Origin of the sequence: Variovorax paradoxus (assembly GCF_902712855.1) — a bacterium.
GTDB lineage: Bacteria > Pseudomonadota > Gammaproteobacteria > Burkholderiales > Burkholderiaceae_C > Variovorax > Variovorax paradoxus_Q.
Genome location: NZ_LR743507.1, coordinates 3,310,670 through 3,335,053 on the forward strand (window position 1 = coordinate 3,310,670; position 24,384 = coordinate 3,335,053).

The 24,384-nt window shown below is 69.0% G+C and carries 21 protein-coding genes; 17 read left to right on the forward strand and 4 right to left on the reverse strand.

Annotated features, from left to right (window positions below; translation table 11 throughout):
- Window positions 1-83 precede the first annotated feature (83 nt).
- The gene (locus AACL56_RS15140) at window positions 84-1,943 is read right to left on the reverse strand and encodes a M48 family metallopeptidase (RefSeq protein ID WP_339090625.1); all 1,860 of its coding nucleotides are present in this window, start codon (window positions 1,941-1,943) and stop codon (window positions 84-86) included.
- 199 nt (window positions 1,944-2,142) lie between these two features.
- Here AACL56_RS15140 and AACL56_RS15145 point away from each other — a divergent pair, with 199 nt between their 5' ends.
- The 10 genes from AACL56_RS15145 (at window position 2,143) to AACL56_RS15190 (ending at window position 13,612) form a co-directional block, all read left to right on the forward strand.
- Window positions 2,143-2,946, forward strand: a complete 804-nt coding sequence (locus AACL56_RS15145) for an SDR family NAD(P)-dependent oxidoreductase (RefSeq protein WP_339090626.1) — start codon at window positions 2,143-2,145, stop codon at window positions 2,944-2,946.
- A 17-nt stretch (window positions 2,947-2,963) separates the two neighbouring features.
- The gene (locus AACL56_RS15150) at window positions 2,964-3,797 is read left to right on the forward strand and encodes a CmcJ/NvfI family oxidoreductase (RefSeq protein ID WP_339092880.1); all 834 of its coding nucleotides are present in this window, start codon (window positions 2,964-2,966) and stop codon (window positions 3,795-3,797) included.
- A gap of 146 nt (window positions 3,798-3,943) precedes the next feature.
- Window positions 3,944-5,167, forward strand: a complete 1,224-nt coding sequence (locus AACL56_RS15155; protein ID WP_339090627.1) for a multidrug effflux MFS transporter — start codon at window positions 3,944-3,946, stop codon at window positions 5,165-5,167.
- The gene (locus tag AACL56_RS15160; protein WP_339090628.1) at window positions 5,167-6,633 is read left to right on the forward strand and encodes an MFS transporter; all 1,467 of its coding nucleotides are present in this window, start codon (window positions 5,167-5,169) and stop codon (window positions 6,631-6,633) included. Before AACL56_RS15155 ends, AACL56_RS15160 begins: the two co-directional genes overlap by 1 nt.
- 20 nt (window positions 6,634-6,653) lie before the next feature.
- On the forward strand, window positions 6,654-7,328 hold the full coding sequence (locus tag AACL56_RS15165; RefSeq protein ID WP_339090629.1) for a paraquat-inducible protein A: 675 nt from the start codon (window positions 6,654-6,656) through the stop codon (window positions 7,326-7,328).
- Window positions 7,325-8,053 (forward strand): paraquat-inducible protein A, encoded by a 729-nt coding sequence (locus AACL56_RS15170; RefSeq protein WP_339090630.1) that lies wholly within the window; start codon window positions 7,325-7,327, stop codon window positions 8,051-8,053. Before AACL56_RS15165 ends, AACL56_RS15170 begins: the two co-directional genes overlap by 4 nt.
- Window positions 8,050-9,723, forward strand: coding sequence for an intermembrane transport protein PqiB (locus AACL56_RS15175; RefSeq protein WP_339090631.1), 1,674 nt, complete (start codon window positions 8,050-8,052; stop codon window positions 9,721-9,723). The genes AACL56_RS15170 and AACL56_RS15175 overlap by 4 nt, the downstream gene beginning before the upstream one ends.
- Window positions 9,720-10,355: a PqiC family protein gene (locus AACL56_RS15180; RefSeq protein WP_339090632.1), complete on the forward strand. Its 636-nt coding sequence runs from the start codon at window positions 9,720-9,722 to the stop codon at window positions 10,353-10,355. Before AACL56_RS15175 ends, AACL56_RS15180 begins: the two co-directional genes overlap by 4 nt.
- Before the next feature lie 158 nt (window positions 10,356-10,513).
- Window positions 10,514-12,115 carry an MFS transporter gene (locus AACL56_RS15185; RefSeq protein ID WP_339090633.1) on the forward strand — a complete coding sequence of 534 codons (1,602 nt, stop codon included), beginning with the start codon at window positions 10,514-10,516 and terminating at the stop codon, window positions 12,113-12,115.
- A gap of 9 nt (window positions 12,116-12,124) precedes the next feature.
- Window positions 12,125-13,612, forward strand: a complete 1,488-nt coding sequence (locus AACL56_RS15190) for a flavin-containing monooxygenase (protein WP_425337018.1) — start codon at window positions 12,125-12,127, stop codon at window positions 13,610-13,612.
- A 13-nt stretch (window positions 13,613-13,625) separates the two neighbouring features.
- On the opposite strand, the gene AACL56_RS15195 is transcribed toward AACL56_RS15190, so the two are convergent.
- Window positions 13,626-14,141, reverse strand: coding sequence for an HD domain-containing protein (locus AACL56_RS15195; RefSeq protein WP_339090634.1), 516 nt, complete (start codon window positions 14,139-14,141; stop codon window positions 13,626-13,628).
- Window positions 14,142-14,320: 179 nt separating this feature from the next.
- Between AACL56_RS15195 and AACL56_RS15200 the strand changes: the two genes are divergently transcribed.
- The 7 genes from AACL56_RS15200 to AACL56_RS15230 all read left to right on the forward strand — a co-directional run bounded on the left by AACL56_RS15200 (window position 14,321) and on the right by AACL56_RS15230 (window position 22,324).
- A complete protein-coding gene (locus AACL56_RS15200) occupies window positions 14,321-15,367 on the forward strand; it encodes a TRAP transporter substrate-binding protein (RefSeq protein ID WP_339090635.1) in 1,047 nt (348 codons plus the stop codon).
- Window positions 15,368-15,405: 38 nt separating this feature from the next.
- A complete protein-coding gene (locus tag AACL56_RS15205) occupies window positions 15,406-17,310 on the forward strand; it encodes a TRAP transporter large permease subunit (protein ID WP_425337061.1) in 1,905 nt (634 codons plus the stop codon).
- A 42-nt stretch (window positions 17,311-17,352) separates the two neighbouring features.
- Entirely contained in the window at window positions 17,353-18,432 is a 1,080-nt protein-coding gene (locus tag AACL56_RS15210; protein ID WP_339090636.1) for a LacI family DNA-binding transcriptional regulator, read from the forward strand.
- A complete protein-coding gene (locus AACL56_RS15215) occupies window positions 18,429-19,430 on the forward strand; it encodes an NAD(P)-dependent oxidoreductase (RefSeq protein ID WP_339090637.1) in 1,002 nt (333 codons plus the stop codon). The genes AACL56_RS15210 and AACL56_RS15215 overlap by 4 nt, the downstream gene beginning before the upstream one ends.
- Before the next feature lie 26 nt (window positions 19,431-19,456).
- Entirely contained in the window at window positions 19,457-20,278 is an 822-nt protein-coding gene (locus tag AACL56_RS15220) for an amidohydrolase family protein (protein WP_339090638.1), read from the forward strand.
- A 304-nt stretch (window positions 20,279-20,582) separates the two neighbouring features.
- Window positions 20,583-21,608, forward strand: coding sequence for a FecR family protein (locus tag AACL56_RS15225; protein ID WP_339090639.1), 1,026 nt, complete (start codon window positions 20,583-20,585; stop codon window positions 21,606-21,608).
- A gap of 239 nt (window positions 21,609-21,847) precedes the next feature.
- Window positions 21,848-22,324 carry a VOC family protein gene (locus tag AACL56_RS15230; RefSeq protein WP_339090640.1) on the forward strand — a complete coding sequence of 159 codons (477 nt, stop codon included), beginning with the start codon at window positions 21,848-21,850 and terminating at the stop codon, window positions 22,322-22,324.
- Window positions 22,325-22,343: 19 nt separating this feature from the next.
- Here the strand turns inward: AACL56_RS15230 and AACL56_RS15235 are convergent, their stop codons facing one another.
- Window positions 22,344-23,762: an MATE family efflux transporter gene (locus AACL56_RS15235; protein WP_339090641.1), complete on the reverse strand. Its 1,419-nt coding sequence runs from the start codon at window positions 23,760-23,762 to the stop codon at window positions 22,344-22,346.
- Window positions 23,759-24,352, reverse strand: a complete 594-nt coding sequence (locus AACL56_RS15240; protein WP_339090642.1) for a DUF2239 family protein — start codon at window positions 24,350-24,352, stop codon at window positions 23,759-23,761. The genes AACL56_RS15235 and AACL56_RS15240 overlap by 4 nt, the downstream gene beginning before the upstream one ends.
- Window positions 24,353-24,384 lie beyond the last annotated feature (32 nt).

A 24,384-nucleotide genomic window follows, 5' to 3' on the forward strand; every position in this document is an offset into this window, starting at 1 on the left:
CGGTGTTGGATGGTTTTATGGAGCGTCGGGAGCAGGGCGTTGGGTACGCAAGGTACGCCGGCGGGCCCTGGCCGCCGTGGTCGTCAGTTCTGTGCTTGCTGTTGCTGCGCCCTCATGATCTGGTGGCGTTGCCAGTAGTGCCCGGCCGCGGCCTTGAAGTTTTCCTTCTGCTTGCCGAGGCCGGCCAGCTTCACCTTGGTGGTGCGCGCGCCGAGCATGCCCTTGTCGTGGTGCGTCACCACGAGCGTGTCGCCGAAGCTGCTGTCCTTGTAGGTGAGGCCCTTGACCTCGTCCCACGCGATGGTGGAGCCGCCGTCCGCGCTCGGGTGCAGGCCTTCGTAGCTCACGTCGATGCGGTTGCCGTTCTTCAGTGCGAAGCCGACCGGCGGGAAGTGCCGCAGCACCACGGCGCGCTCTTCCTCTGTCGCGGGTTCGTAGCGATAGGCCAGGCTCAGCTCGTGGTTCTGCACGAAGCGCTGCTCGTAGTCGCTCCACAGGCGCGCCTCGATGGCGCCGGCAGTCTCGATCTCGTCGGCCCACGAAGCCTGCGGCGCGGTGGCCACGATGGCGCCGTAGGCGGACTCGTCCACGTGGTGGCCCACGTTGCGCATGCGCTCCAGCAGCGGCGGATGCGTGTCGTAGGGATGCGGCACGTCGGCGGTCTTCATTGCCTCGATGAAGGCGTCGGAGCGCGCATAGGGCGGCAGGCCGTCCGCCACGAAGCCGGCGATGCCGAGCGCACCGTCGTGCTCGCGGTTCTGCGCGAACAGCTGGCGCTCGACGTCGTTGCGGTAGCTCGCGTAAGCCGAGATCTTGATCAGCGACTGCACGATGGCATGCGGCGCGGTGAGCCCGGCGGCCACGCGGTCGGCCTTGTATTCGCGCTCGCGGCTGTCGCGTGCCAGCGCGAAGGCGAAGATCATGCGGTACAGCCGCAGCAGGTAGTGCGCGACGATTGTGAGGCCGGCGCTGCGCATCTTCCAGGTGTACTGGTCGAACTGAAGCAGTTTCGGCCCGAGCGCCGCGCTGCTGCGCGTGTCGCCGCCGCCCAGGTGGGCCAGTTCGTGCGCGAGCACCGCATCGGCCTCGGTCTGGTCGAGCACGCGCAGCAGCGGGATGCTCACGAACAGCGTGCGGCCGCGCAGCGACTGGCCGCGCACCTCGCAGGGCGCTTCGGTCACGAAGAAGTTGGTGTCGATGCCGGCCACGATCTGGTCGGGCGGCGCGGTCTTCACGCGGCCGGCCAGCTGGCGCACGCGCTCCCACAGGCGCGGCGCGTCGGCCTGCGCGATGAGTTCGCCCTCGATCTCGCTGCCCGAGGGCAGCTTCTTGAACAGCGTGTAGACAGCGTAGAACACCGCTGCTGCGGCCGCGATGCCGGCCAGCGCAATGAGCTTGACGTAGTAGCTCTGCCAGAAATACGCGGTGAGCCAGAACGACAGCCACACCAGCATCGCGCTCTGCAGCACCACCTCGACCGCGCTCGACACCGTCATGAGCCGCCAGCCCGCGACGAAGCTGGCGTATCGCAGGCCACGGTTGGCGAAGGCCAGCGCGCCCAGCACCAAGGCTGCAGCGAGCAGCGCCGCGCCCAGGCCGATGGTGTAGAACGCCGCGCGGTCGGCCCAGTGGAACTGCCACTGCATCGAGTAAGGGCTGCACACCTTGTCGTGAAAATCCTTGTCTTCCGGCGCGGTGGCGTCGCAGGCGGTCGAGAGCGGATGGCTGCGGTAGAACTCGGTGGCGCCGGCCTTGTCCTCGGCGGACATGCGCGTGCTGGACGCGATGCGTTTTTCCACGGACTGCATGAAGGCCGCGTCCTGAGAGCGCAATGCGTATTCGGTGAAGGCGAGGGTCGCGGCCGGAATCGCGAACAGCGAGACGAGCGTGAGAACGAAGACGCGCAAGAGGTCGCGATGGACCGTGGTGCGTGCGATGGCCATGTGTTGCTTCTCCAGGATAGCGGCTGCTATGAGTTGTTGTCGGGCGGTCCGGGAAGCCGATAGCGTAGCGGGCGCGGCACCTGGAGTGAAGCACGCCATGCCGTCAAGCGAAGCGGGGCACCGACCTGCCGCCGAATAAGGTTATCGCTTTCGCATCGTTCCACGCGGCGGGGCGCAGGTATAGCCTTCGTGAACACCTATGGCCGTCACCTCCAACACCGCCGCCGCTGAAGCCGCCCCTTCCACTTCCTCGCCTTCGCCGGTCGCGTGGATCGCCGGCGTCGGCGCCAGTGCCGGACTCGGCGCGGCACTCGCCCGGCGTTTCGCGTCCGAGGGCTTCGCCGTCGCGCTCACCGGGCGCACGCCGGCGCAACTGGCCGCCGTCGCAGCGGAGATCGAGGCCGCGGGCGGTCGCGCGCATGCCTTCGCGGGCGACGTGGCCAGCGAGGCCGAGATCCATGGCATCGCGCAGAAGGTGCGTGCGCTGGGCCCGCTCACCGTGGCCATCTTCAACGCCGCGAGCGCCGTGCGCGCGCCCACGCTCGAATTGTCGGTCGAGCAGTTCACGCAGGCCTGGCGCACCAGCGCGCTCGGCGGCTTCATCTTCGGCCACGAGGCGTTGCGCGGCCTGCTGGCCAATCCCTTCGCGGCCGACGGCGCGCACGCACGCGGCACCTTGCTGTTCACGGGCGCCACCGCGGCACTGCGGGGCAAGCCGCCGTTCGCGGCCTTTGCCGCGGCCAAGGCCGCCTTGCGCTCGCTGAGCCAGAGCCTGGCGCGCGAGTTCGGCCCGCAGGGCGTGCACGTGGCGCACGTGGTGATCGACGGCGGCATCGACGGCGAGCGGCTTCGCACCGGCGCGCCGCAACGCGTGGAACAGGCGGGCGACGACGGGCTGCTGCAGCTCGACGCGATCGCCGAGAGTTATTGGCAACTGCATGTACAACACCGCAGCGCGTGGACGCAAGAGCTCGACCTGCGGCCTTTCAAGGAGCCGTTTTGACCGGATCGAATGGCCAGATGCTGGCCGCGACGCTGCCTTCGGTGGAGGCAGAGCTCAATTACCTGAAGGCAGGGCAGGGCAGGCCCGTGAGCTACACCTTCGAGCCGCCGCCCGGCACGCCGTGGGTGACGGGCGAACTCGAGGCGCGCCGCGTGGCCATCCGCGACGGCCGCCCGCTGGTGGCGCTCAACGAGCTCTCGCTCGACCGCAGCGGCTTCACGCAGGTATCGCACCGCAGTGCCGTCGCCGACTTCTCGCACGAGGGCACCATCCGCGACATCTACTACCGCGAATCGGAAGCCTTGCTGCGCGACGTGACCGGGGCCGAGAAGATCGTGGTGTTCGACCACACGCTGCGCGACAGCGCGCAGGGCTCGCGCCGTACCGCCGAGCTGCGCGAACCGGTGCGCCGCGTGCACAACGACCAGACCGCGGTGTCGGCGCCGCGCCGCGTGCGCGCCCACCTGCCGCCCGACGAGGCCGAGCAGCGGCTGAAGCACCGGTTCGCCATCGTCAACCTGTGGCGGCCGCTCGCCACGGTAGAACGCCTGCCGCTCGCGCTGTGCGACGCACGCTCCATCGCGCCGCAGGACCTGGTGCCGAGCGACCTGGTCTACCCGGACAAGGTGGGCGAGATCTATTCGTTTCTCTACAACCCGAACCATCGCTGGTACTGGTTTCCGCGGCTGCGGCCCGACGAGGCGCTGCTGCTGAAGATCCACGACTCCCGCGAGGACGTGGCGCAGTTCACCGCACACACCGCCTTCGAGGACCCGACCGGTTCGCGCGAGGCGCCGGCGCGCCGCAGCATCGAACTGCGCGCGCTGGTCTTCTGGCCGGCCGGCAGGTAGACGGGTGAGATGGATGTCGTCCATGGCGACGACATGCTGACGCATCGAACGGCGCGATTCTTTCGACAGAATTAGCGAGCGGGCCGCCGCGCCGCGGCCCGACCCCACGCCGGCACCGATCGCCGCCCTTGGCGACAATCGGGGCAATGCGCTCTTCCCCCTTCTTCAAGATGGCCCTGCTGCTGGGCCTGCTCTCGGCCATCGGGCCTTTCGCCATCGACATGTACCTGCCGGCGCTGCCGGCCATCGGGCAGAGCCTGCGCGCGGACATCGGCGCCGTGCAGCTGAGCCTCACGGCGTTCTTCCTGTCGCTGGGCGCAGGGCAGCTGCTCTACGGTCCGGTGTCGGACATGGTCGGGCGCAAGCCGCCGCTGTATGCGGGTCTCGTGCTGTTCGCGCTCGCCAGCGTGGGCTGCGCGATGGCGACGGACATCCAGACCCTGATCGTGCTGCGCTTCGTCCAGGGGCTGGGCGCCGCGGCCGGCATGGCGATTCCGCGAGCGGTGGTGCGCGACCTGCACACCGGCACCGACGCCGCACGATTGATGTCGCTGCTGATCCTCGTGTTCAGCGTGTCGCCGATCCTCGCGCCGCTGGCGGGCAGCGCGGTCATCGCCTTCGCCGGATGGCGCGGCGTGTTCTGGGCCGTGACCATCGCCGCGGTGGCGGGCCTGGCCATGATGCTCAAGCTGCTCGACGAGACGCGCCCGGCCTCCGAGCGTGTCGAGAGCAGCCTGGGCAGCGCGCTGGCGGCCTACTGGCTGCTGCTGCGCGACTCGCACTACCTCGGGCTGGTGTTCATCGGCAGCTTCGCGATGGCGGGGTTCTTCACCTACCTGGCGAACTCGTCGTTCGTGATGATCGACCACTACGGCCTGTCGCCCGCCATGTACAGCGTGGCCTTCGGCGTGAACGCGGCCGCGTTCATCGTGGCCTCGCAGCTCACCGGCACGCTGGGCGAACGCTACGGGCTGGTCAACCTGGTCAAGTTCGGCGTGGTGTGCTGCGGCGTGGCGATGGTCGCGATGTTCGTCTACTTCGCCATGGGCGGCGACAGCATCTGGGTGCTGATCGTCCTGTACTTCATCGCCTCGGGCTTCATGGGCCTGGTGATTCCGACCACCGGCGTGCTGGCGCTCGAGATGCACGGCGCCATCGCGGGCACCGCCTCGGCGCTGCTGGGCACGCTGCAGATGCTCACCGGCGCGCTGGCCATGGCGGTGGTGGGCTTCTTTACCGATGGCCGGCCGCTGCCCATGGTGGCCGGCATGGCCGCCGGCGCACTCATTGCGCTCGTGCTGACCTGGCTCACGCTGGGCGGCGTGCGCTCCGAACCCACACGGAATGCAGGAAGGGCGCAGCAAGCCTGATGAACACCGCACGCGCAGGCGCCACGCTCGAGGCCGCCGAAGAAAACAAGCACAAGGACGCTCCCCGGCACATCGACGGACTGGCCCAGCCGGAGCGGGCCTGGGCAATGCTGGTCATCATCCTCGGGCTGATCGTGGCCGTGCTCGACGGCACCATCGTCAACCTGGCGCTGCCGGGCATCGCGCGCGAGCTGCAGGCCAGCCCGTCGCAGTCGATCTGGGTGGTCAACGCCTACCAGATCGCCACGCTCGTGATGCTGCTGCCGCTCGCCTCGCTGGGCGACCTGGTGGGCTACCGGCGCGTGTACCTGGTGGGAATGGCCGTGTTCACGCTGTCGTCGCTGGCCGCCACCTTCGCGAATTCGCTCGGCACGCTGATCGCGGCGCGCGCATTCCAGGGCCTGGGCGCGGCCGGCATCATGAGTGTCAACGCGGCGCTGGTGCGGCTCACCTATCCGTCCTCGCAACTGGGCAAGGGGATGGCGATCAACTCGCTGGTGGTGGCCACGTCGTCCGTGGCGGGGCCGTCGGTGGCCGCGGCCATTCTTTCGGTGGCGTCGTGGCCGTGGCTGTTCGCCATCAACGTGCCGCTGGGCATCGTCACCTTCGCGCTGGGGATGAAGGCGCTGCCGTTCAACCGGGTGGCGCCGGCGGCGGGCCTGCGCTTCTCGCCGGTCGACGTGGCGCTGAACGTGCTGATGTTTTCGCTGGTGTTCCTGGGCGTCGACCGGCTCGGCGTGCGCGAAGGGGCAGTGCAGGGCGCGGGCGGCTCGCAGGCCTCGGCCTGGGGCATCCTGCTGGCCGGCGTGGCGGTGGGCTTCGTCTACCTGCGCCGCCAGCGCAGGCAGGCGGTGCCGCTGTTCCCGATCGACCTGCTGCGCATCCCGGTGTTCGCGCTGTCGATGGGCACCTCGGTGGCCGCGTTCTGCGCGCAGATGCTGGCCTACATCGCGCTGCCTTTCCTGCTGCTCGAGGTGTACGGCCGCAGCCACATCGAGGCTGGGCTGCTCATCACGGCCTGGCCGCTGGCGATCGTGGTGATGGCGCCCATTGCCGGCAAGCTCATCGGCCGCTACCCCGACGGGCTGCTGGGCGGCATCGGCCTGGGCCTGCTGGCCGCCGGCCTGGCGCTGCTGGCGGCGCTGCCGGCGCATCCGGGCAATGCCGACATCGCCTGGCGCATGGCGCTGTGCGGGCTGGGCTTCGGACTGTTCCAGTCGCCCAACAACCACACCATCGTGACATCGCCGCCCGCGCACCGCAGTGGTGCGGCCAGCGGCATGCTGGGCACCGCCCGGCTCACCGGCCAGACGCTCGGCGCCGTGGTGCTGGCGGGTGTCTTCAGCCTGTGGAGTCCGCACGGCGGGCACGGGCCGGTGGTCGCGCTGGTGCTGGCTGCCAGCTTCGCCGCGGTGGCGGCGGTTTTCAGCACGCTGCGCCTTAAGACGACAAATCACGCGGGCTGAATCGGTTAGGGTGCTCACCTATGAAGGAAGTACCTGACACCGTGGTCTGCCCGGGATGCGACGCGGTCTATGCCCGCGCGCCGTTGCACCCGCGCGATGTGGCGCGCTGCCCGCGCTGCGGCACGGAACTCGGCCGGCACCCGGGCGAGCAGGAGCGCCGCATCCTTCCGCTGACGGTGGCCAGCCTGATCATGTTCGCCATCGCGAACCTGTTTCCCATCGTCGAGATCGAACTGCGCGGCCTCACTAGCCAGACCACGCTCGTCGGCGCGGTGATGGCGCTGAGCGCCGAAGGCATGTCGGCGGTGGCCTTGCTGGTGCTCGCCACGACCATCCTTTTTCCGTTGCTGCAGCTGTGCATCCTGGCCTACCTGCTGGTGCCGCTGAGCCGCGAGCACCGCCCGGTGGGTTTCGCGCTGCTGGTGCGCGCCATGCAGTCGCTGCGGCCCTGGGGAATGATCGAGGTGTTCCTGCTGGGCGTGCTGGTGGCCATCGTGAAGCTCAGCAGCATGGCCACCGTGGTGCCGGGGCCGGCGCTGTGGGCCTTCGTGGCGCTCACGGTGCTGCTGACGGCGGTGCTGTCGTTCAACCCGGGCGCGTTCTGGGAGATGAAGTTTCGCCCGGCCGGGCAAGCCGACGACGGCGACAGCAGCGGCAGCGGCGGCGACGGCAGTGCCGACAGGGCCTCTGCATGAAACTGCTCGACTACGTGCGCCCGCACGCCCGTCACGAGGACGACGACGCCCCGCCGGTTCCCACCTCGGCTTCGCTCGGCCTGATGGCCTGCAGGCATTGCGCGGCCGTCTGGAAGGGCGCGCAGGACGGCGACGCCTGCGCCCGCTGCGGCACGCGGCTGCATGTGCGCAAGCCGCAGAGCCTGAAGCGCACCTGGGCCTTCCTGATCGCGGCCTGCATGATGTACATCCCGGCCAACATGCTGCCGGTGATGATCACGCGCACGCTGTTCGGCGCGCAGTACGACACCATCCTGAGCGGGGTGATTTATTTCTGGGTGTCGGGCGCGTGGGGCCTGGCGGCCATCGTCTTCATCGCGAGCTTCCTGGTGCCGCTGTTCAAGCTCGCGGTGCTGTTCCTGCTCGTGGTGCTGGCGCAGCGCGGCAGCACCTGGCGGCAGCGGGAGCGCGCGAGCCTCTATCACATCATCGAGATCATCGGCCGCTGGTCGATGCTCGACGTGTTCGTGGTGTCGCTGCTGACCGGGCTGGTGCAGATCCAGGGCTTCGCGGTGATCACGGCGGGCGTCGGCATCGCGGCCTTCGGCGCGGTGGTGGTACTGACCATGCTGGCCTCGTTGAGCTTCGACCCGAAGCTCTCCTGGGACAGCAAGGAGGCGCAGGCGCTTGCGCAGGAACAGGAAAATCAGCACGGACATGAAAACAGGGACGAGAAACCAGCATGAGTGACGAAGAGCATCCCCAGGACCCGACGCCGGCACCCGCGCCGCCGCCGCAGCAGCACGCCGCGTTGCCCCGGCCGAGCGTGGTGCGCCGGCGCGAGTGGCTGCCCTCGCTGATCTGGCTCATTCCCATCGTGGCCGCGCTGGTCGGCATCACGCTGGTGGCGCGCATCATCCTGGAGCGCGGGCCGGAGGTCGTGCTGACCTTCAAGACCGCGGAAGGGCTGGAGGCCGGCAAGACCGCCGTGAAGTACAAGGACGTGCAGATCGGCCTCGTGACCCACCTCCGTCTGGCGCGCGACCGCTCGCACGTGCGCGTGCTGGTGCAGTTCAACAAGGATGCCGAGAGCTTCACGGCTTCCGACTCGCGTTTCTGGGTCGTGCGCCCGCGGCTGGACACCTCCGGCATCTCGGGTCTCAACACGCTGTTGTCGGGCGCCTACATCGGCGCCGACCCTGGCGTCTCGAAGGAAACCTCGGGCGAGTTCACCGGCCTCGAGACCCCGCCCACGGTCACGCGCGACGACTCGGGCAAGCAGTTCCTGCTGCGCGCCACCGATGTCGGCTCGCTCGACGTGGGTTCGCCCGTGTACTTCCGCCGCGTCAAGGTCGGCCAGGTCGCGGCCTACGAGCTCGACGGCGACGGCCGCGGCGTGACGATGCGCGTCTTCGTCAACGCGCCCTACGACAAGTTCGTGGGCATGAACACGCGCTTCTGGCAGGCCAGCGGCATCGACGCACAGCTCAGCGCCAGCGGCTTCACGCTGCGCACGCAATCGCTGGCCACCATCCTGCTGGGCGGCATCGCGTTCAAGGCGCCCGACGACACCATGGGGCCGGTCGCCAAGGAGAACGCCTCGTTCACCCTGGCGCAGGACGAGGCGACCGCCATGAAGGAGCCCGACGGGCCTTCGCAGACGCTGCTGATGTACTTCAACCAGTCGCTGCGCGGACTGACGCCGGGCGCGCCGGTCGACTTCCGCGGCGTGGTGATCGGCGAGGTCAAGTCCATCGGCGTGGAGTTCGACCGCGCCGAGCGCGAGTTCCGCATGCCGGTGCTGGTGCAGGTGTACCCCGACCGGCTGCGCCGCCGCGAGAGCAACGGCAACGCCGAGACCACCGAATCGCGCGCGACCCAGCAGGAGCGGCTGCGCTTCCTCACCGAAAAGGGGCTGCGCGCCCAGCTGCGCAACGGCAACCTGCTGACGGGCCAGGTCTACGTGGCGCTCGACTTCTTCCCGAAGGCGCCGGGCGCGAAGATCGACGTGACGAAGAATCCGATCGAGCTGCCGACCGTGCCCAACAGCCTCGACGAGATCCAGTCGCAGGTGCAGGAAATCGCGACCAAGCTCAACAAGGTGCCCTACGAGCAGATCGCGGCCGACCTGCGCACCACACTGGCCACGCTGAACAAGACGCTGACGGCCGCCGAGCAGACGGTCAACCGCATCAACAGCGACGTCACGCCCGAACTGGCAGCGGCCATGAAGGATGTGCGCAAGACCGTGAACACCGCCGAGCGCACGCTGGCCGACGACTCCCCGCTGCAGCAGGACATGCGCCAGACGCTGCAGGAGCTCACGCGCGCCGCGGGCTCGGTGCGCGTGCTGAGCGACTACCTGGAGCGGCATCCCGAGTCGCTGCTGCGCGGCAAACCGGACGACAAGAAATGAAGAAGAAGCAATCTGCAATCGCCGTGGCCGTGCTTTCCGGGGCGCTGGCCCTGCTTGCCGGCTGTGCCAGCAAGCCCGACAACTACTACACGCTCGCCAGCCCGGTGGCCGCCGATGCCGCGCCCGCCACGCCCGGCGGCAGCGCGCTACCGCTGTACATCGAACTGGCGCCGGTTGCCGTGCCGGAGCGCTTCGCGCGTCCGCAGATGGTGGTGCGCCAGCCCAACGGCAGCGTGCAGGTCCAAGTGCTCGAGCAGCACCGGTGGGCCTCGTCGTTCGAGAACGAACTGCGCGACGCGCTTTCCGCCGGCATCGCCGGCCGGCTCGGCGCGCTCGACGTGACCAAGGGCGGGCGGCAGAACTCGCAGCCGGTGTGGCGCATCGCGGTGCAGTTGCGGCAATTCGATGCAGTGGACGGCGGGCGTGTCGATGCCAACTTCAGCTGGACGCTGCGGCGCTCCGACGAAGCCCGCACGATGGCGTGCCAGCTGAGCCTGGGCGAGGCCGTCGGCAGCGGCATGGATGCGCTGGCGCGCGGTGCGCAGCGCGTCACGGCCAATGCGGCGGCGGCCATGGCACGCAGTGTGGACGCGGCCCGCGCGAACCCGCAGGCAACCGCATGTCCGGCCTGACGAGCTGGCCCTCTCCCTTCGGGACAGGGCAGGGCGGCGCGCAGGTGGCGCCGGGCGATATGTGGCGTATCGTGCGCCAGCAGTCCCCGTCCCGAGCGCGCTTCACGGAAGCAGGGCGCGAGGCCGGCATCCGATAGAGCGCACACAACGGAGACCCCATGGCACAGATCGGCAAGGCGCCCTGCGACGACACGCTGATCCTGCACAGTGCCGGGCCGCAGGAGGGTGCCTGCCCCGAGGTCTCCAAGCCATGGGTGCTGGCCGCCGCCATCGTGGGTTCGAGCATGGCCTTCATCGACGGCACGGTGGTCAACGTGGCGCTGCCGGCCATCCAGGCCGAGCTCAGGGCGACGGCGTTCCAGGCGCAATGGGTGGTCGAGTCGTATGCCTTGCTGCTGGCCGCGCTGCTGCTGGTGGGTGGCGCGCTGGGCGATCATTTCGGACGGCGGCGCATCTTCGCGATCGGTGTCGGTCTCTTCGCGCTGTCCTCGATCGGCTGCGCGCTCGCAGGCACGGTGGAGCAGCTGATCGCGGCGCGCGCGGTGCAGGGCGTCGGCGGCGCGTTGCTGGTGCCGGGCAGCCTGGCGCTCATCAGTGCCTCGTTTCCCGAGAAGGAGCGCGGCAGGGCCATCGGCACCTGGTCGGGCTTCAGCGGGATCACGGCGGCGGTGGGGCCGGTGCTCGGCGGCTTCCTGGTGGATCACTTCTCCTGGACCTGGGCCTTCCTCATCAACATCCCGATGGCGCTCGGCGTGCTGTGGATCGTCTGGCGCCACGTGCCCGAGAGCCGCGGCGCCTCGGCCAGCGGCGGGCTCGACCTGTGGGGCGCGCTGCTGGCGACCGCCGGGCTCGGCGGCATCGTCTACGCCTTCATCGAGGCGCCCACGCAGAGGTGGAGTTCGCCAGCCGTGATCGCGGCGCTGGCCATCGGCGTGGCCGGCTGCCTGGGCTTCGTCGCGGCCGAGCGCAAGGTGCGCGCGCCGATGCTGCCGCTGGCGCTGCTGCGCATCGGCAACTTCAGCGGCGCCAACCTGCTGACGCTGCTCCTTTATGCCGCGCTCGGCGGCAGCCTGTACTTCTTTCCGCTCAACCTGATCCAGGTGCAGGGCTACTCGGCCATGGTGGCGGGCGCGGCGCTGCTGCCGTTCGTACTGATCCTGTTCGCGCTGTCGGGCTGGGCGGGCCAGCTGGTCGACCGCTTCGGGCCGCGCATTCCGCTGGTGGTGGGGCCGTCGATCGCTGCGGTGGGCTTCGCGCTGTTCGCGGTGCCGGGCGTCGGGGCCAGCTACTGGAGCGGCTTCCTGCCCGCCGTGGCCGTGCTGGGTTTCGGCATGGCAGTGACCATCGCGCCGCTCACCACCACGGTCATGAATGCGGTGGGCCCCGACCTGGCAGGCGTGGCCTCGGGCGTGAACAACGCGGTGTCGCGCGCGGCAGCGGTCTTGGCGATTGCGGTGTTCGGCGCGATCATGGCCTGGGCCTTCGACGCTGCGCTGGCGGAACACCTGCGCGGCATGGGTGCTTCTCCGGAGCTGACGGCCTTCCTGGAAGGCGAGCGCAGCAAGCTGGCAGGCGCCGCGGTGCCGCCGGGCGTGGACGCCGCCACCGCGGCGGCGGTGAAGCGCGCGGTGGCCGAGTCGTTCGTGGCCGGCTTCCGCTGGGTGATGCTGCTGGGCTCTGGGCTGGCCTTGCTGAGCGCGGCCAGCGCGTGGTGGATGATCCGTGGCCGCCCTGCGGCGGGAGGGCCGGGCAAGACATAAGGAGACGATATGTCGATGCAGCAAGAACAACACGTCGATGTGCTGATCGTGGGCGCCGGCCTCTCCGGCATCGGCGCCGCCTGTCGCCTGAAGGCGAGCTGTCCTCGCCGCAGCTTCGTCATCTTCGAGGGCCGCGACCGGAGCGGCGGCACGTGGGACCTGTTCCGCTACCCGGGCGTGCGCTCGGATTCCGACATGTACACGCTGGGCTACGCGTTCCGCCCGTGGACGCAACCCGTGTCGATCGCCGACGGGCCCACCATCCTCCACTACCTGCGCGAGACCGCCGCGCAGCACGGCATCGATTCCAAGATCCGCTATGGCCACCGCGTGCTGCGCGCCTCGTGGTCGACGCCCGACGCCTGCTGGACCGTCGAAGCCGAGCACGGCCGCGACCGCCAGCCGGTGCGGCTGCGCTGCAACTTCCTTTTCCTGTGCAGCGGCTACTTCCGCTACGACGCGGGCTACACGCCCGAGTTCGCGGGCATCGCCAGCTACACCGGCCGCATCGTGCATCCGCAGCACTGGCCCGAAGAGCTCGACGTGAGCGGCCAGCGCGTGGTGGTGATCGGCAGCGGCGCCACCGCGATGACGCTGGTGCCGGCGCTGGCCCGAACCGCCGCGCACGTCACGCTGCTGCAGCGCTCGCCGACCTACGTGGTGGCGCGCCCGGCCGAAGACCCGATCGCCAGCGGATTGCGGCGCCTGCTGCCTGCGAAGCTCGCCTACGGGCTCACGCGCTGGAAGAACGTGCTGCTGGGCATCTTCTTCTTCAAGCTCGCGCGCAGCCGGCCGGACCGCGTGAAGCGGCTGATCGTGGGCGGGGTGCGGCAGGCGCTGGGCGCGGACTACGACGTGGCCACGCATTTCACGCCGCGCTATAACCCCTGGGACCAGCGGGTGTGCCTGGTGCCCGACGGCGACCTGTTCGCCGCGCTGAAGGCGGGCCGCGCCTCGATGGCCACCGACCTTGTCGACACCTTCACGCCGCGCGGCATCCGGCTGAAGTCGGGCCGCGAGCTTGAGGCCGACCTGGTCGTGACGGCCACCGGGCTCGAGCTGCAGGTGCTCGGCGGGGTGCAGCTCGACGTGGACGGCGTTCCCGTGGACCCGGCCGGCATCTTCAACTACAAGGGGATGATGTTCAGCGACGTGCCCAACCTGGCCTCGACCTTCGGCTACACCAACGCCTCATGGACGCTCCGGAGCGACCTGACCGCGGCGTACGTCTGCCGCCTGCTCAACCACATGGAGCGCGGCGGCTGGACCCAGTGCACACCGCGCAACAACGACCCCGCCCTGAAGCCGCAGCCGTGGCTCGACTTCAGTTCGGGCTACGTGCAGCGCGCGATCGCGCGGTTCCCGAAGCAGGGGACGCGCTCGCCGTGGCGCGCGCACCAGAACTACATGCGCGACCTGCTGAGCCTGCGTTTCGGGTCGGTGGACGATGGGGTGATGAAGTTCTCGCGCAATCCGCTGAACACGCACACCGCCTGATGCCGCCCGCGGCTCAGGCCGGCGCGTGCGAAGGCGAGAGCAGGGTGTCCAGTTCCGTCCAGAGCGGATCGCATTGGCCTGCCCGGAAGGCGGCCGCGCGGAAGGTCGGCTGCTCGCCGAAGTAGGTGTCCCACAGCGCACGGTGGCCGTCGGCCACGCAGGCGCGCACGTTGGCCAGGCGGTCGGCGGCCTTCACCACCAGCGCCAGTTCCTCGTCCCCCGTGACCTGTGCGAGCGCCGCATAGGTTTTGGCCTTGCGCTCCTTGCGGCTGGCGCCGGGCGCATCGGTGAGCAGGGCCACGCAGCGCGCCACGAGGTCGCCGAAACGCTCCTGGACGTCCGACACGGTGGCGTCGGTATCCTCGACCACATCGTGCAGGTAGCCGATGACCTGCGCCGTCGGGCCGTAGGGCTGGAGCAGGGCGACCACCGCGTCCAGGTGATGGACGTAGGGGTGCGGGCCGTATTTCTGGTCGCCATGCATCTCGATGGCGTAGCTGCGCGCGTCGCCGAGTGTCGGTGGAGTCATGCGGGTCCTGTGTTTTTTCCATTCTGCCCTTGCAGCCAGGGGGCTTCAGCCTGTTTACGAAGGAAAACACCTATCGGAACTGCATTGCCGGTGGTCTTGTGTATCGATACAGTAAATCGTTCCACCAAGTCGCATCCACAAGAACGGGCCATGACCCGACCACTTCCAGGAGACAAGAAATGACCTCGCCTTCGATTTCGTTTTCGCGCCGCCGGTTCGTCCAGTCATCGTCCGCCCTGTCGCTCGCCGCGGCCACGGCGGGCTTCTCGCGCCATGCCTTCGCGCAGCAGAAGACGGTGGCGCTGCGGCTGTCGTCTTCCCATGTGGCCGACCTGAACTCGTCGCACTTCGCGTGGGCGCAGCTGATGCAGGCCAACCTGAAGAAGGCGGTGGGCGACCAGATCCGCATCGACTACTTCCCGAACAACCAGCTCGGCAAGGAAAGCGACGTGGTGCAGCAGGTGAAGGTGGGCTCGATCGACATGATGCTCACCGGCTCGTCGATCTGGGCCACGGTCACGCCGCAGCTCGGCATGCTCGACCTGGGCTACCTGTTCGACAGCTACGAGCACGTGTCGCGCGCGGTGGAAGCGGGCGTGGGCCAGAAGCTCAACGACATGCTGGTGAAGAGCACCGGCTGCCAGATCATCACCTGGGGCGCGCACTACGGCGCGCGCAACGTCTACACCAAGCAGCCGGTGAAGGGCCTGGCCGACGTGAAGAACGTCAAGCTGCGCGTGCTGCCCACGCCGGCCTTCATCGAGACCTTCAAGATCATGGGCGCGATCCCCACGCCCATCTCGTTCGGCGAGCTCTACATGGCGGCGCAGACCGGCGTGGTCGACGGCTTCGAGCACGACGCGGGCACGGTGCTGGCCAACAAGCTCAACGAGGTGGTCAAGCACTGCTGGATGACCGAGCACCTGTTCAGCCCCATGGTCTGCGTGGCCGGCAAGCGCGCGATGGACCGCGTGCCCGCCGCGCTGCGCCCGGCGTTCCTGCAGGCCGCCGCCGATTCCACGCTGCAGCAGCGCCAGATCGGCAACGAGCGCACGCAGCAGGTGATGGAAGAGCTGAAGAAGCTCGGCATCACCTTCACGCCGATGGCGAAGAACGAGCGCGACCAGGTCCGCAAGGAGATGGAGGCCAAGCTCTGGGCCGGCTTTGCGAAGCAGTATCCGGAGACCGGGCCGCTGTTCGCCGCCATCAACGCCGCGCGGGCCTGAGAGCGGCCATGTCGAGCATTCCGGGCATTGCGCTGCCGATGCAACCCGTCCAGACCGTTCCGCATGCGCCGGCAGGGCATGCCGCCGGTGCCGCCACGGGTTTCGATTCGACCCACGCCGCGGGCCGCTGGCTCGCCTGGCTGATGCGCACGACCGAGTACGTCGCCGGCGTGGTGCTGGCCATCGACGTGGTGGTGGTGTTCATCTCGGTGGTGTTCCGCTACTTCCTGCACGACCCCTTCGACTGGGCGGAGGAGGTGGCGCGCGCGCTCATGGTGATCCAGGTGTTCTTCGGTGCGGCCACGGTGCTGGCACGCAGCCAGCACGTGGGCGTGGACCTGTTCCGGGGCATGCTGCCGGCGAGCTGGCAGCCGGCGCTGATCCAGCTCGGCAGCTGGATCATCGTGGGCGTGTCGGCGAGCCTGTTCGCGTCGTCGTGCGAACTGCTGGCCGACTCTTACAACATGACCACGTCCATCGGCCTGCCGCAGTGGATCTACGTGTACCCGGTGGCCATCGGCAGCCTGTTCATGACGCTCTTCGGCCTGGCCAACGCCGTGAACGGACCGCGGCGCATGGTGTGGGGCACGCTGGCCGCGGTGCTCGCGCTGACCGCGGCCGTGGTGGGCTGGAACATGCTCATGAGCGACCACGCCATCCCGCCCTGGGCGCTGCTCACCGGGGGCTTCCTCGGCGGCATGGCGCTGGGCATGCCGATCGCCTTCGTGCTCGCGCTGTCGTCGCTGGTGTTCTTCATGGCCGATCCGTCGCTGCCGATGCTGGTGTACTCGCAGCAGGTGATGGCGGGCACCGACCACTACGTGCTGCTGGCGATCCCGTTCTTCGTGCTGGCGGGCCTGCTGATGGAAGCCAACGGCATGTCGTCGCGCCTCATCGAACTGCTGCTGCGCATGTTCGGCCGGCTGCGCGGCGGGCTCGGCCTCATCACCATCACGGCCACCGCGTTCTTCTCGGGCGTGTCGGGCTCCAAGCTGGCGGACATCGCGGCAGTGGGCGGCATCATCATGCCGGCGGTGCGCAAGACGAAGCAGGACCCGAACGAGACCGCCGGCCTGCTGGCCTGCACCGCGGTGATGGCCGAGACCATTCCGCCGTGCATCAACATGATCATCATGGGCTTCGTGGCCAACATCTCGATCGCCGGGCTGTTCATGGCGGGCCTGGTGCCGGCAGTGGTGCTGGCCGTGTCGCTGGCGGCGGTGACGATCTATGTCGGCACGCGCATCAACCCGGACGAGGCCTTCGACGTGCGCACGCCCATGTTCCGGCTGCTCGGCGGCGCGCTGGTGGCGCTGGTGATGGTGGCCATGATCGGCAAGGGCGTGACGTCGGGGGTTGCCACGTCCACCGAGGTGTCGTCGTTCGCGGTGGTCTATGCACTGGTGGTGGGCTGGCTGGCGTTCCGGGAGCTCACGGTGAAGTCGGTGGCACGCCTTTTCGTGCGATCGGCGTCGATGGCCGGCGGCATCCTGTTCATCGTGGCGGCGGCGTCGAGCCTGTCGTTCGCGCTCACGATCCAGCAGATCCCGCAGTACCTGTCGGAGTTCATGATCGGCTTCGCGCATTCGTACGGCAGCATGATGTTCGTGATGCTGTCGGTGCTCATCATGATCGTGTTCGGCGCCATCCTGGAAGGCGCGCCGGCGCTCATCATCTTCGGCCCGCTGCTGACACCGATCGCGTCGCAGCTGGGCGTCAATCCGTTGCACTTCGGCACGGTGATGGTCATTGCCATGGGCTTCGGGCTGTTTGCGCCGCCGGTGGGGCTGGGCCTGTTCGCCACCTGCGCGATCACCGGCACCCAGGTGAAGGACGTGGCACGGCCGATGTTGAAATACCTCGCCGTGCTGTTCGTTACCCTCGTGGTGCTGGTCCTGGTGCCGGCCTTCTCCACGTGGCTGCCGACGCGCATGGGGATGTAGCGGCTGCACCTAGCCAGGAACATAGATCACAGGAAGGATGCCGTGAGCAGAATCAGCGATGTCGCCCAGCGGGCGGGGGTGTCGACCAGCACCGTGTCGAACGTGTTGAACGGGCGCAGCGACCGCATGGCCAAGGAGACGCTGGCGCGCGTCGAGACGGCCATCCGCGAGCTCAAGTACCGGCCCAACACCTCGGCGCGGCAGTTGAAGACGGGGCACACGCCGCTCATCGGGCTGCTGGTGCCCTCCATGGCCAACCCCATGTACGGCTTCATCGCCCGCGAAGTCGAGACGCTGGCGCAGGAGCGCTATGGCTTCCGCATCATGATCGGAAACACCTACCGCGACGCCGCCAAGGAAGCGCACTTCTTCGAGGACCTGATGGCCCACGGCGTTCGCGGCGTGATCATCATCTCGTCGCTGGTCGACGAGCAGCACGTGGAGACCGCCGCCGAGCGCGGTCTGGTGGTGGTGAGCTACGACCGGCGCGCCACGCCGGCCGCGGCTTCGGTGATCGACCACGTGACGGTCGACAGCTTCGAGTCGTCGCGCATCGCCACGCAGCACCTGATCGACAGCGGCCATCGCCGGCTGGCGTTCGTCACACCGTCGGGCCGGACCATGAGCCGCAGCGAGAAGATCGCCGGCTTCCTCGCCGCCGCGAAGAGCGCGGGCCTCGAAGGCAGCGCGCAGGTCATCGAGGGCCTGCCGGTGGACGAGTACGGCGACTCGATGATGAGCGAGCTCGGCCGCATGCAGGCAGGCGAGCTGGCCCGCGCCGCGGATCGTCCGACCGGCGTCATCGGCGTGAACGACCTGCTGGCCTTCGGCCTGATGGCGGGCTTTCGCGATGCGGGGCTGGCAGTACCGCAGGACGTGTCGGTCGTCGGCATCGACAACGTGTTCCTCTCCACGCTGATGCACCCGGCCATGACCTCGGTGCGGGTGCCGGTGCCAGAGATGGCGCAGGTGATGGTCGAGCGGGTGATGAGCCGGCTGTCCGACCCGTCGCTGCCGACCGGGGAATTCGTCTTCGCGCCCACGCTGGTGGCGCGCGATTCCGTCGCGCCGCCGCGCGGCCGGTCTTCATCAGAGCAAGCAAGCAAGAGCCTTTCTTCATGACCACGGTTTTCGTCAGTCACCCGCAGAGCAAGCTGGGCCACTACTTCGGCGACCGCGCCACGGCCGCGCTGCGGGCCATCGCGCAGGTGCGCTTCAACCCGGGCGATACGGACCTGTCGTCGCGTGAACTGGCCGCGCTGGCGCACGACTGCGATGCCATCATTTCGTACCGACAGACCGTGGGCGACGAGGCGCTTTTCGCGGCGTTGCCGCGGCTCAAGGCCTTCGTGCGCTGCGCCATCGACATCCGCAACATCGACGTGCCATCTGCCAGCCGGCACGGCGTGCTGGTGACGCAGGCCAGCGCCGGCTTCATCGCCTCGGTGTCGGAATGGATCGTGGGCGCGATGATCGGCCTGGGCCGGCACATCAGCGCATCCGCCGAGGACTACCACGCGGGCCGGCCGGTGGTGCCCGCCATGGGACGCGAACTGCGCGGCAGCACGCTGGGCGTGATCGGCTATGGCCAGATCGGCCGCTACCTCTGCGAGGTGGCGCAGGCGCTGGGCATGCGCGTCGTGGTGCACGACCCGTTCGCCCGTATCGAAGGTGCCGGGATGGAGCAGGTGAGCTTCGACGCACTGCTGGAGCGCTCCGACTTCGTGGTGTGCCTCGCTGCCGCCACCGAGGCTACCGAGAACCTCATGGATGCCCGCGCGTTCGCGGCGATGCATCGGCATGCCTTCTTCATCAACGCCGCGCGCGGCAACCTGGTCGACGAACAGGCGCTGCTCGCCGCGCTCGACGCCGGCCTCATCGCGGGCTGTGCGCTCGACGTGGGGCGCGCGCCCGACCAGATGCCGTCGCCGCACGTGGCCGCGCATCCGCGCGTGATCGCCACGCCGCACATCGGCGGGCTGACGCCGCCGGCCGTCGAGCACCAGGCGATGGAAACCGTCGCACAACTGGCCGAGATCTTCCAGGGCAGGGCGCCCAGGGGTGCGGTGAATGCGGCCGAGGCCTACCGATGGCAGCAGGCGTTCCGCGTGCAGGCCTGATCCTTTCCACTCTCCTCGAAGCACCCATGGAACCCACCCGCAACACGCGCTACGCCGGCGCCTGCGACTGCCACGTCCACATCTACGAAGACCGCTTTCCGCTGATTCCGGGCGTGGCCTGGGTGCCGCCGCATTCGCCGGTGTCGGCCTATCGCGAGCAGGTGCAGCTGCCGCTGGGCATCGACCGCGCGGTGGTGGTGCAGCCGACCGGCTACGGCTTCGACAACAGCTGCACGCTCGACGCGCTGGCCCAGTTCGGCGATTCGGCGCGCGGCATCGCGCTGCTGGCGCCCGATGCCCCCGACGCCGAGATCGCGCGCCTGCACGCAGGCGGCATGCGCGGCGTGCGCTACATGATGATCGGCGGCGTGCTGAGCTGGGCCTCGCTGCCGGGCATGGCCGCACGCATGGCCAACGCCGACTGGATGGTCAACCTGCAGCTCGACGGCCGCACCATGCCCGAACACGAAGATGTGCTCAAGCGCCTGCCGTGCCGCCTGGTGCTCGATCACAACGGCAAGTTCCTCGAGCCGGTGGCTCCGAGCCATCCGTCGTTCCAGTCGCTGCTGCGCGTGATCGATTCGGGGCGCGTGTGGATCAAGCTTTCGGCGCCCTACGAGACCTCGAAGACCGGTGCCCCCGGCTACGACGACGTAAGCCTGCTGGCGCGCACCCTGGCAGAAACCTTCCCCGAACGATGCCTGTGGGCCAGCAACTGGCCGCACCCGGGCCGCAGCCCGCGGCCCGAGAGCGCACCGCTGTACGACCTGCTGTTTTCATGGGCCGGCAGCGACGACACGCGGCGCCGCATCCTGGTCGACAACCCGGCTGCGCTCTACGGCTTCTAGCGCCCACGCTGTGCATCGGGCACGGCGGCGGTGCCCGCAGGGCGGCATGCGCCGATAATCGCCGCTTCCTGTTGTCGGAATCGATTCAGGTCAGCCGCCATCGACAGGCTGCCACCGCGCTGCGTTCGTGCGCTTCAAGCTCAACGTGCTGTCGTAGGCAGAGGCGGCCCGGCGCATGGGCATCCCGGTGCGAACGCTCGAGGTGCAACTGCGCGTCGCGATCGACGCCTGCGGGACCTGACTGGAGCGGACCGACCGCGGAGCCGGACCCCGATGAACAGCCAGCAAGAACCCGCGTTCCCCCATGCCACCACCGTCGCCGCCACAGACACCGGACCCGGACGCATCGCGCCTTCGCCAGGACGTGCTCGAATGGTTCGTGCGCCGCCACCGCGAGGACTGGCGCGCACCGGACGAGCACGACTTTCAGGCCTGGCTCGACGCCGACCCGCGGCACGGCGTGGCCTATGGGCAATGGGAGGCGCGCTGGGAGGCGCTCGACGCGATCTCGCCGGAGACCGTGGCCGGCTGGCGCCGCGGCCTGGCAGACCAGAAGGCCGCGGCCATGCCCACGCGCCGGAGCCTCCTGAAGCCGGCGATGGCCTTCGCCGCCGCCGGCATGACGGTGGGTGCGGGCTATCTCGGCTGGCGGCAGTTGCAGGCGCAGCCCGTGTTCGAGCAGGCCTTCGCCACCCGGCGCGGTCAGCAGCTCGATGTGCCGCTGCCCGATGGCACGCGGCTGCGGCTCGACACCGCCACCCGCATGGAGGTGCGCCTGTTCCGAGACCGTCGCGAGGTGACGCTGATCGACGGACAGGCTGTTTTCCTCGTGCGCGCCGATGCGGCACGGCCTTTCGACGTGCTGGCCGGACCGCTGCAGGTGCGCGTGTCCGGCGCGCGCTTCGCGGTGCGGCACACGCCGGACATCTGGGGTGCCGAAGGGGCGCGGGTGTCGGTGGAGGAGGGCAAGGTGCGTGTGATGCGCAGCGGCGGCGGTGAGCACGCCGTGTTCCTCGCGGCCGGCCAGCAGGTGGAGAGCGACGCGCTGGGCGTGCTGGCTGCTGTGTCCGGCGTGCCGGGCGAGGGCATCGCCCCGTGGCAGTCGCACCGGCTGAGCTTCGTCGACACGCCGCTGTCGCACGCGCTGGCCGAGCTCGAACGCTACGGCAGCACCGGACTCGTGGTGCACGACCCGGCCGTGGCCGCGCTGCGCCTGACCGGCACCTTCGACCCACGCGATGCGCGCACATTGCGGCGCGCCTTGTCCAGCGCCTTGCCGGTCCGGCTCAGGCATGCGGGACCGGTGGCCGAGGTGGTGTCCGCGCCCTGAGCAGGCTGCCCCGAGCGCAGCGGAGCAAGAAATCTCGGGCGGCATACGAGGTTCGCGCCCGGCTCCATCGCGAGCTGCGGCCACGGCGACCCTCGCAACGCAGTGGCCACGGCCACCTGGCGCTGGTGACACTGGCGGCTGCGCACGATGCCTGTCGGCACAGGGCACGGTTGACAAGTGCCGCGGGACGCTTCGATACTGAACTCTCAGGTTCATCGTCAAAGCAAAAGGAGACTCCCATGCAGAAGATCGTTCCCTGCCTCTGGTTCGACGGCAACGGCGAAGATGCGCTGAAGTTCTACAGCGCCATCTTCGCGAACTCCCGCGTCATCGGCACGCTGCTCTGGGGCGACGTCAACCACGATAAGAAAGGCAAGTTGCTCACCGCGACCTTCGAGCTCGAGGGCCAGGAGTTCATGGTGCTCAACGGGGGGCCGGAGTACAAGTTCACCCCGGCCATCTCGATGTACGTCAAATGCGAGACGCAGGCCGAGGTCGACAACTACTGGGAGAAGCTGCTCGAAGGCGGCGGCCAGCCGGTGCAGTGCGGCTGGCTCACCGATCGCTTCGGCGTGTCGTGGCAGGTTGCGCCCACGCCGGTCATCCGCATGTTCCAGGACAAGGACGCCGCCAAGGCCGCCCGCGCAATGCAGGCGATGATGAAGATGGTCAAGATCGACATCGCCGAGGTGAAGAAGGCCTTCGACGGCGGCTGAGCCGCCGAAGGCAAGGCGGCTACACCAGCCGGTGGATCGACTTCTTGCGCCACACCAGCTGGTAGTACGCGGTCTGCAGCAGCAGCATCGCGCCGAAGGTGGCCGGGTAGGCGATCCAGATGCCGTCGAGGCCCATGCGGTGGCTCATCAGATACGCCACCGGTACTTCCACGCCCAGGATGCACACGATGGAGATCAGGGTGGGCACCAGCACCGAGCCGCTGGCGCGCATGATCCCCGACAGCGCCGAAGCCATGCCGAACATCACCAGGCTCCACAGCATGATGTGCAGCAGCGTCTGCGCGATCTCGATGACCGGCGCGCTGGTGATGAAGAAGCCCATGAGATGCCGTGAGAACAGGTAGCCCAGCAGCACCAGGCCGCCGGTCAGCACGAGATTCATCAGCAGCGCGGTCTTCGCGATGGCGCCCAGCCGGTCGGAGCGGCCCGCGCCGATGGCCTGCGCGCCCAGGATCGACGTGGTGATGGCGATCGAGATGGCCGGGAACTGCACGTAGGCCACCACCTGGTTCACTGCGCCGTAGGCCGCGGTGGCGTTGGAGCCGTAGCGGTTGACCAGCGACAGCAGCACCACTTCGGCCAGCGCCACCACGATCATCTGCACGCCCGTGGGCACGCCGATCTTCAGCACGGCCTTCAAGAGCTGCGGCTGGATGCGCAGGTTGCGCAGGAACTCCGCGTCGGGCGCCAGCGGGCTCTTGCGCTGGCGCAGCCTGAAGCCCAGCCACAAGGTGGCGATCACGAACGCAAGCACGGTGGCCCATGCACCACTGGCCACCCCGAGCTGCGGCAGGCCGGCCCAGCCGCGGATGAGTGCGGGCGTCACCACCAGCCCCACCAGCGTGGAGATGACCAGCGTGAACAGCGGCGTGATGGTGTCGCCCACGCCGCGCAGCATGGCGGTCGACATCAGGAACACGAACAACCCCGGCATCGCGATCAGCATGATGCGGGCGTAGCGCGTGGAGTCGGCCAGCACGTCGGGCGGCGTGCCCAGCGAGGCCAGCATGGGCGTCGTGAAGATGCCGCCGAACACCGCGATCAGCAGCCCCATGAGGATGCCCACGGTGAGCGTGGTGCCGGCCACCGCCTTGACCTTGGCGACGTCGCGCGCGCCCCAGGCTTGGCCGATGAGCACCGACGCGCCAGCGCCCAGTCCGATGATGAAGGCGATGAAGAAGAACATCACCGGAAAGAAGCTCGACACCGCGGCCAGCGCGCTCACGCCGAGCATCTGCCCGACGTAGATGTTGTTCAGCGTGCCCGACAGCGACTGCAGGATGTTGCTCAGCAGCATCGGCGCGAGGAAGAAAAGGAACACCTTCCACAGCGGCCGCGGCGTGTTGACGGGCGCCACGGGCACGCCATGCAGGCCGCTCTGGCCACTGCCGGCGGATGTCTCTGTCGTTGTTCTCATTGGGGGTTCCAGCTGGCGGCGGAGAGTGTCTTCAGGTGGGTGCGCAGGTCCGCGGGCCAGGGTTCGATCAGGTGGCCGAAGCGCTGTTCCTCGCCGGCGAACAAGGCGCGCGTGGCTTCCTCGAAGCCAGGCAGATTGCCGGCGATGGCGGTCATGAAGCGGTAGGTGGCTTCGCGCGCGGCACGTGCGGTGTCGCGGTCGGCGTGCACATGGCGTGCGTCGTCGACCAGCTTGCGCAGCGCAACCGAGGCGCCGCCGGGCTGGCGGCCGAGCCAGTCCCAGTGGCGCGGCAGCAGCGTGACTTCGCGCGCGACCACGCCGAGCTTGGGCCGGCCGACGCCGCGAGGCGCTTCGTCGCGGTGCTCGCGCGGATCATGGCTGTCGCGTGCGCCGCTCGCCGACGGCGGCAGCGCATGCAGGTCGCGCGGATCGAGGTCGAATTGGGCTCCGGTCTGGTCGTCGAACACCAGGTACGGGCCAGGGTCGTCGCGGCGGCGCAGTTGGTCGATCACTTCGGCCTTCGTGCCGTGCGCAACGCGCTGGAAACCAAAGAAGACGGTCAGGGTGGTTGATGGGTTGTCTGGTGACATTCGGTTATGTGTCTCCCGGAGACCGGGGCAAA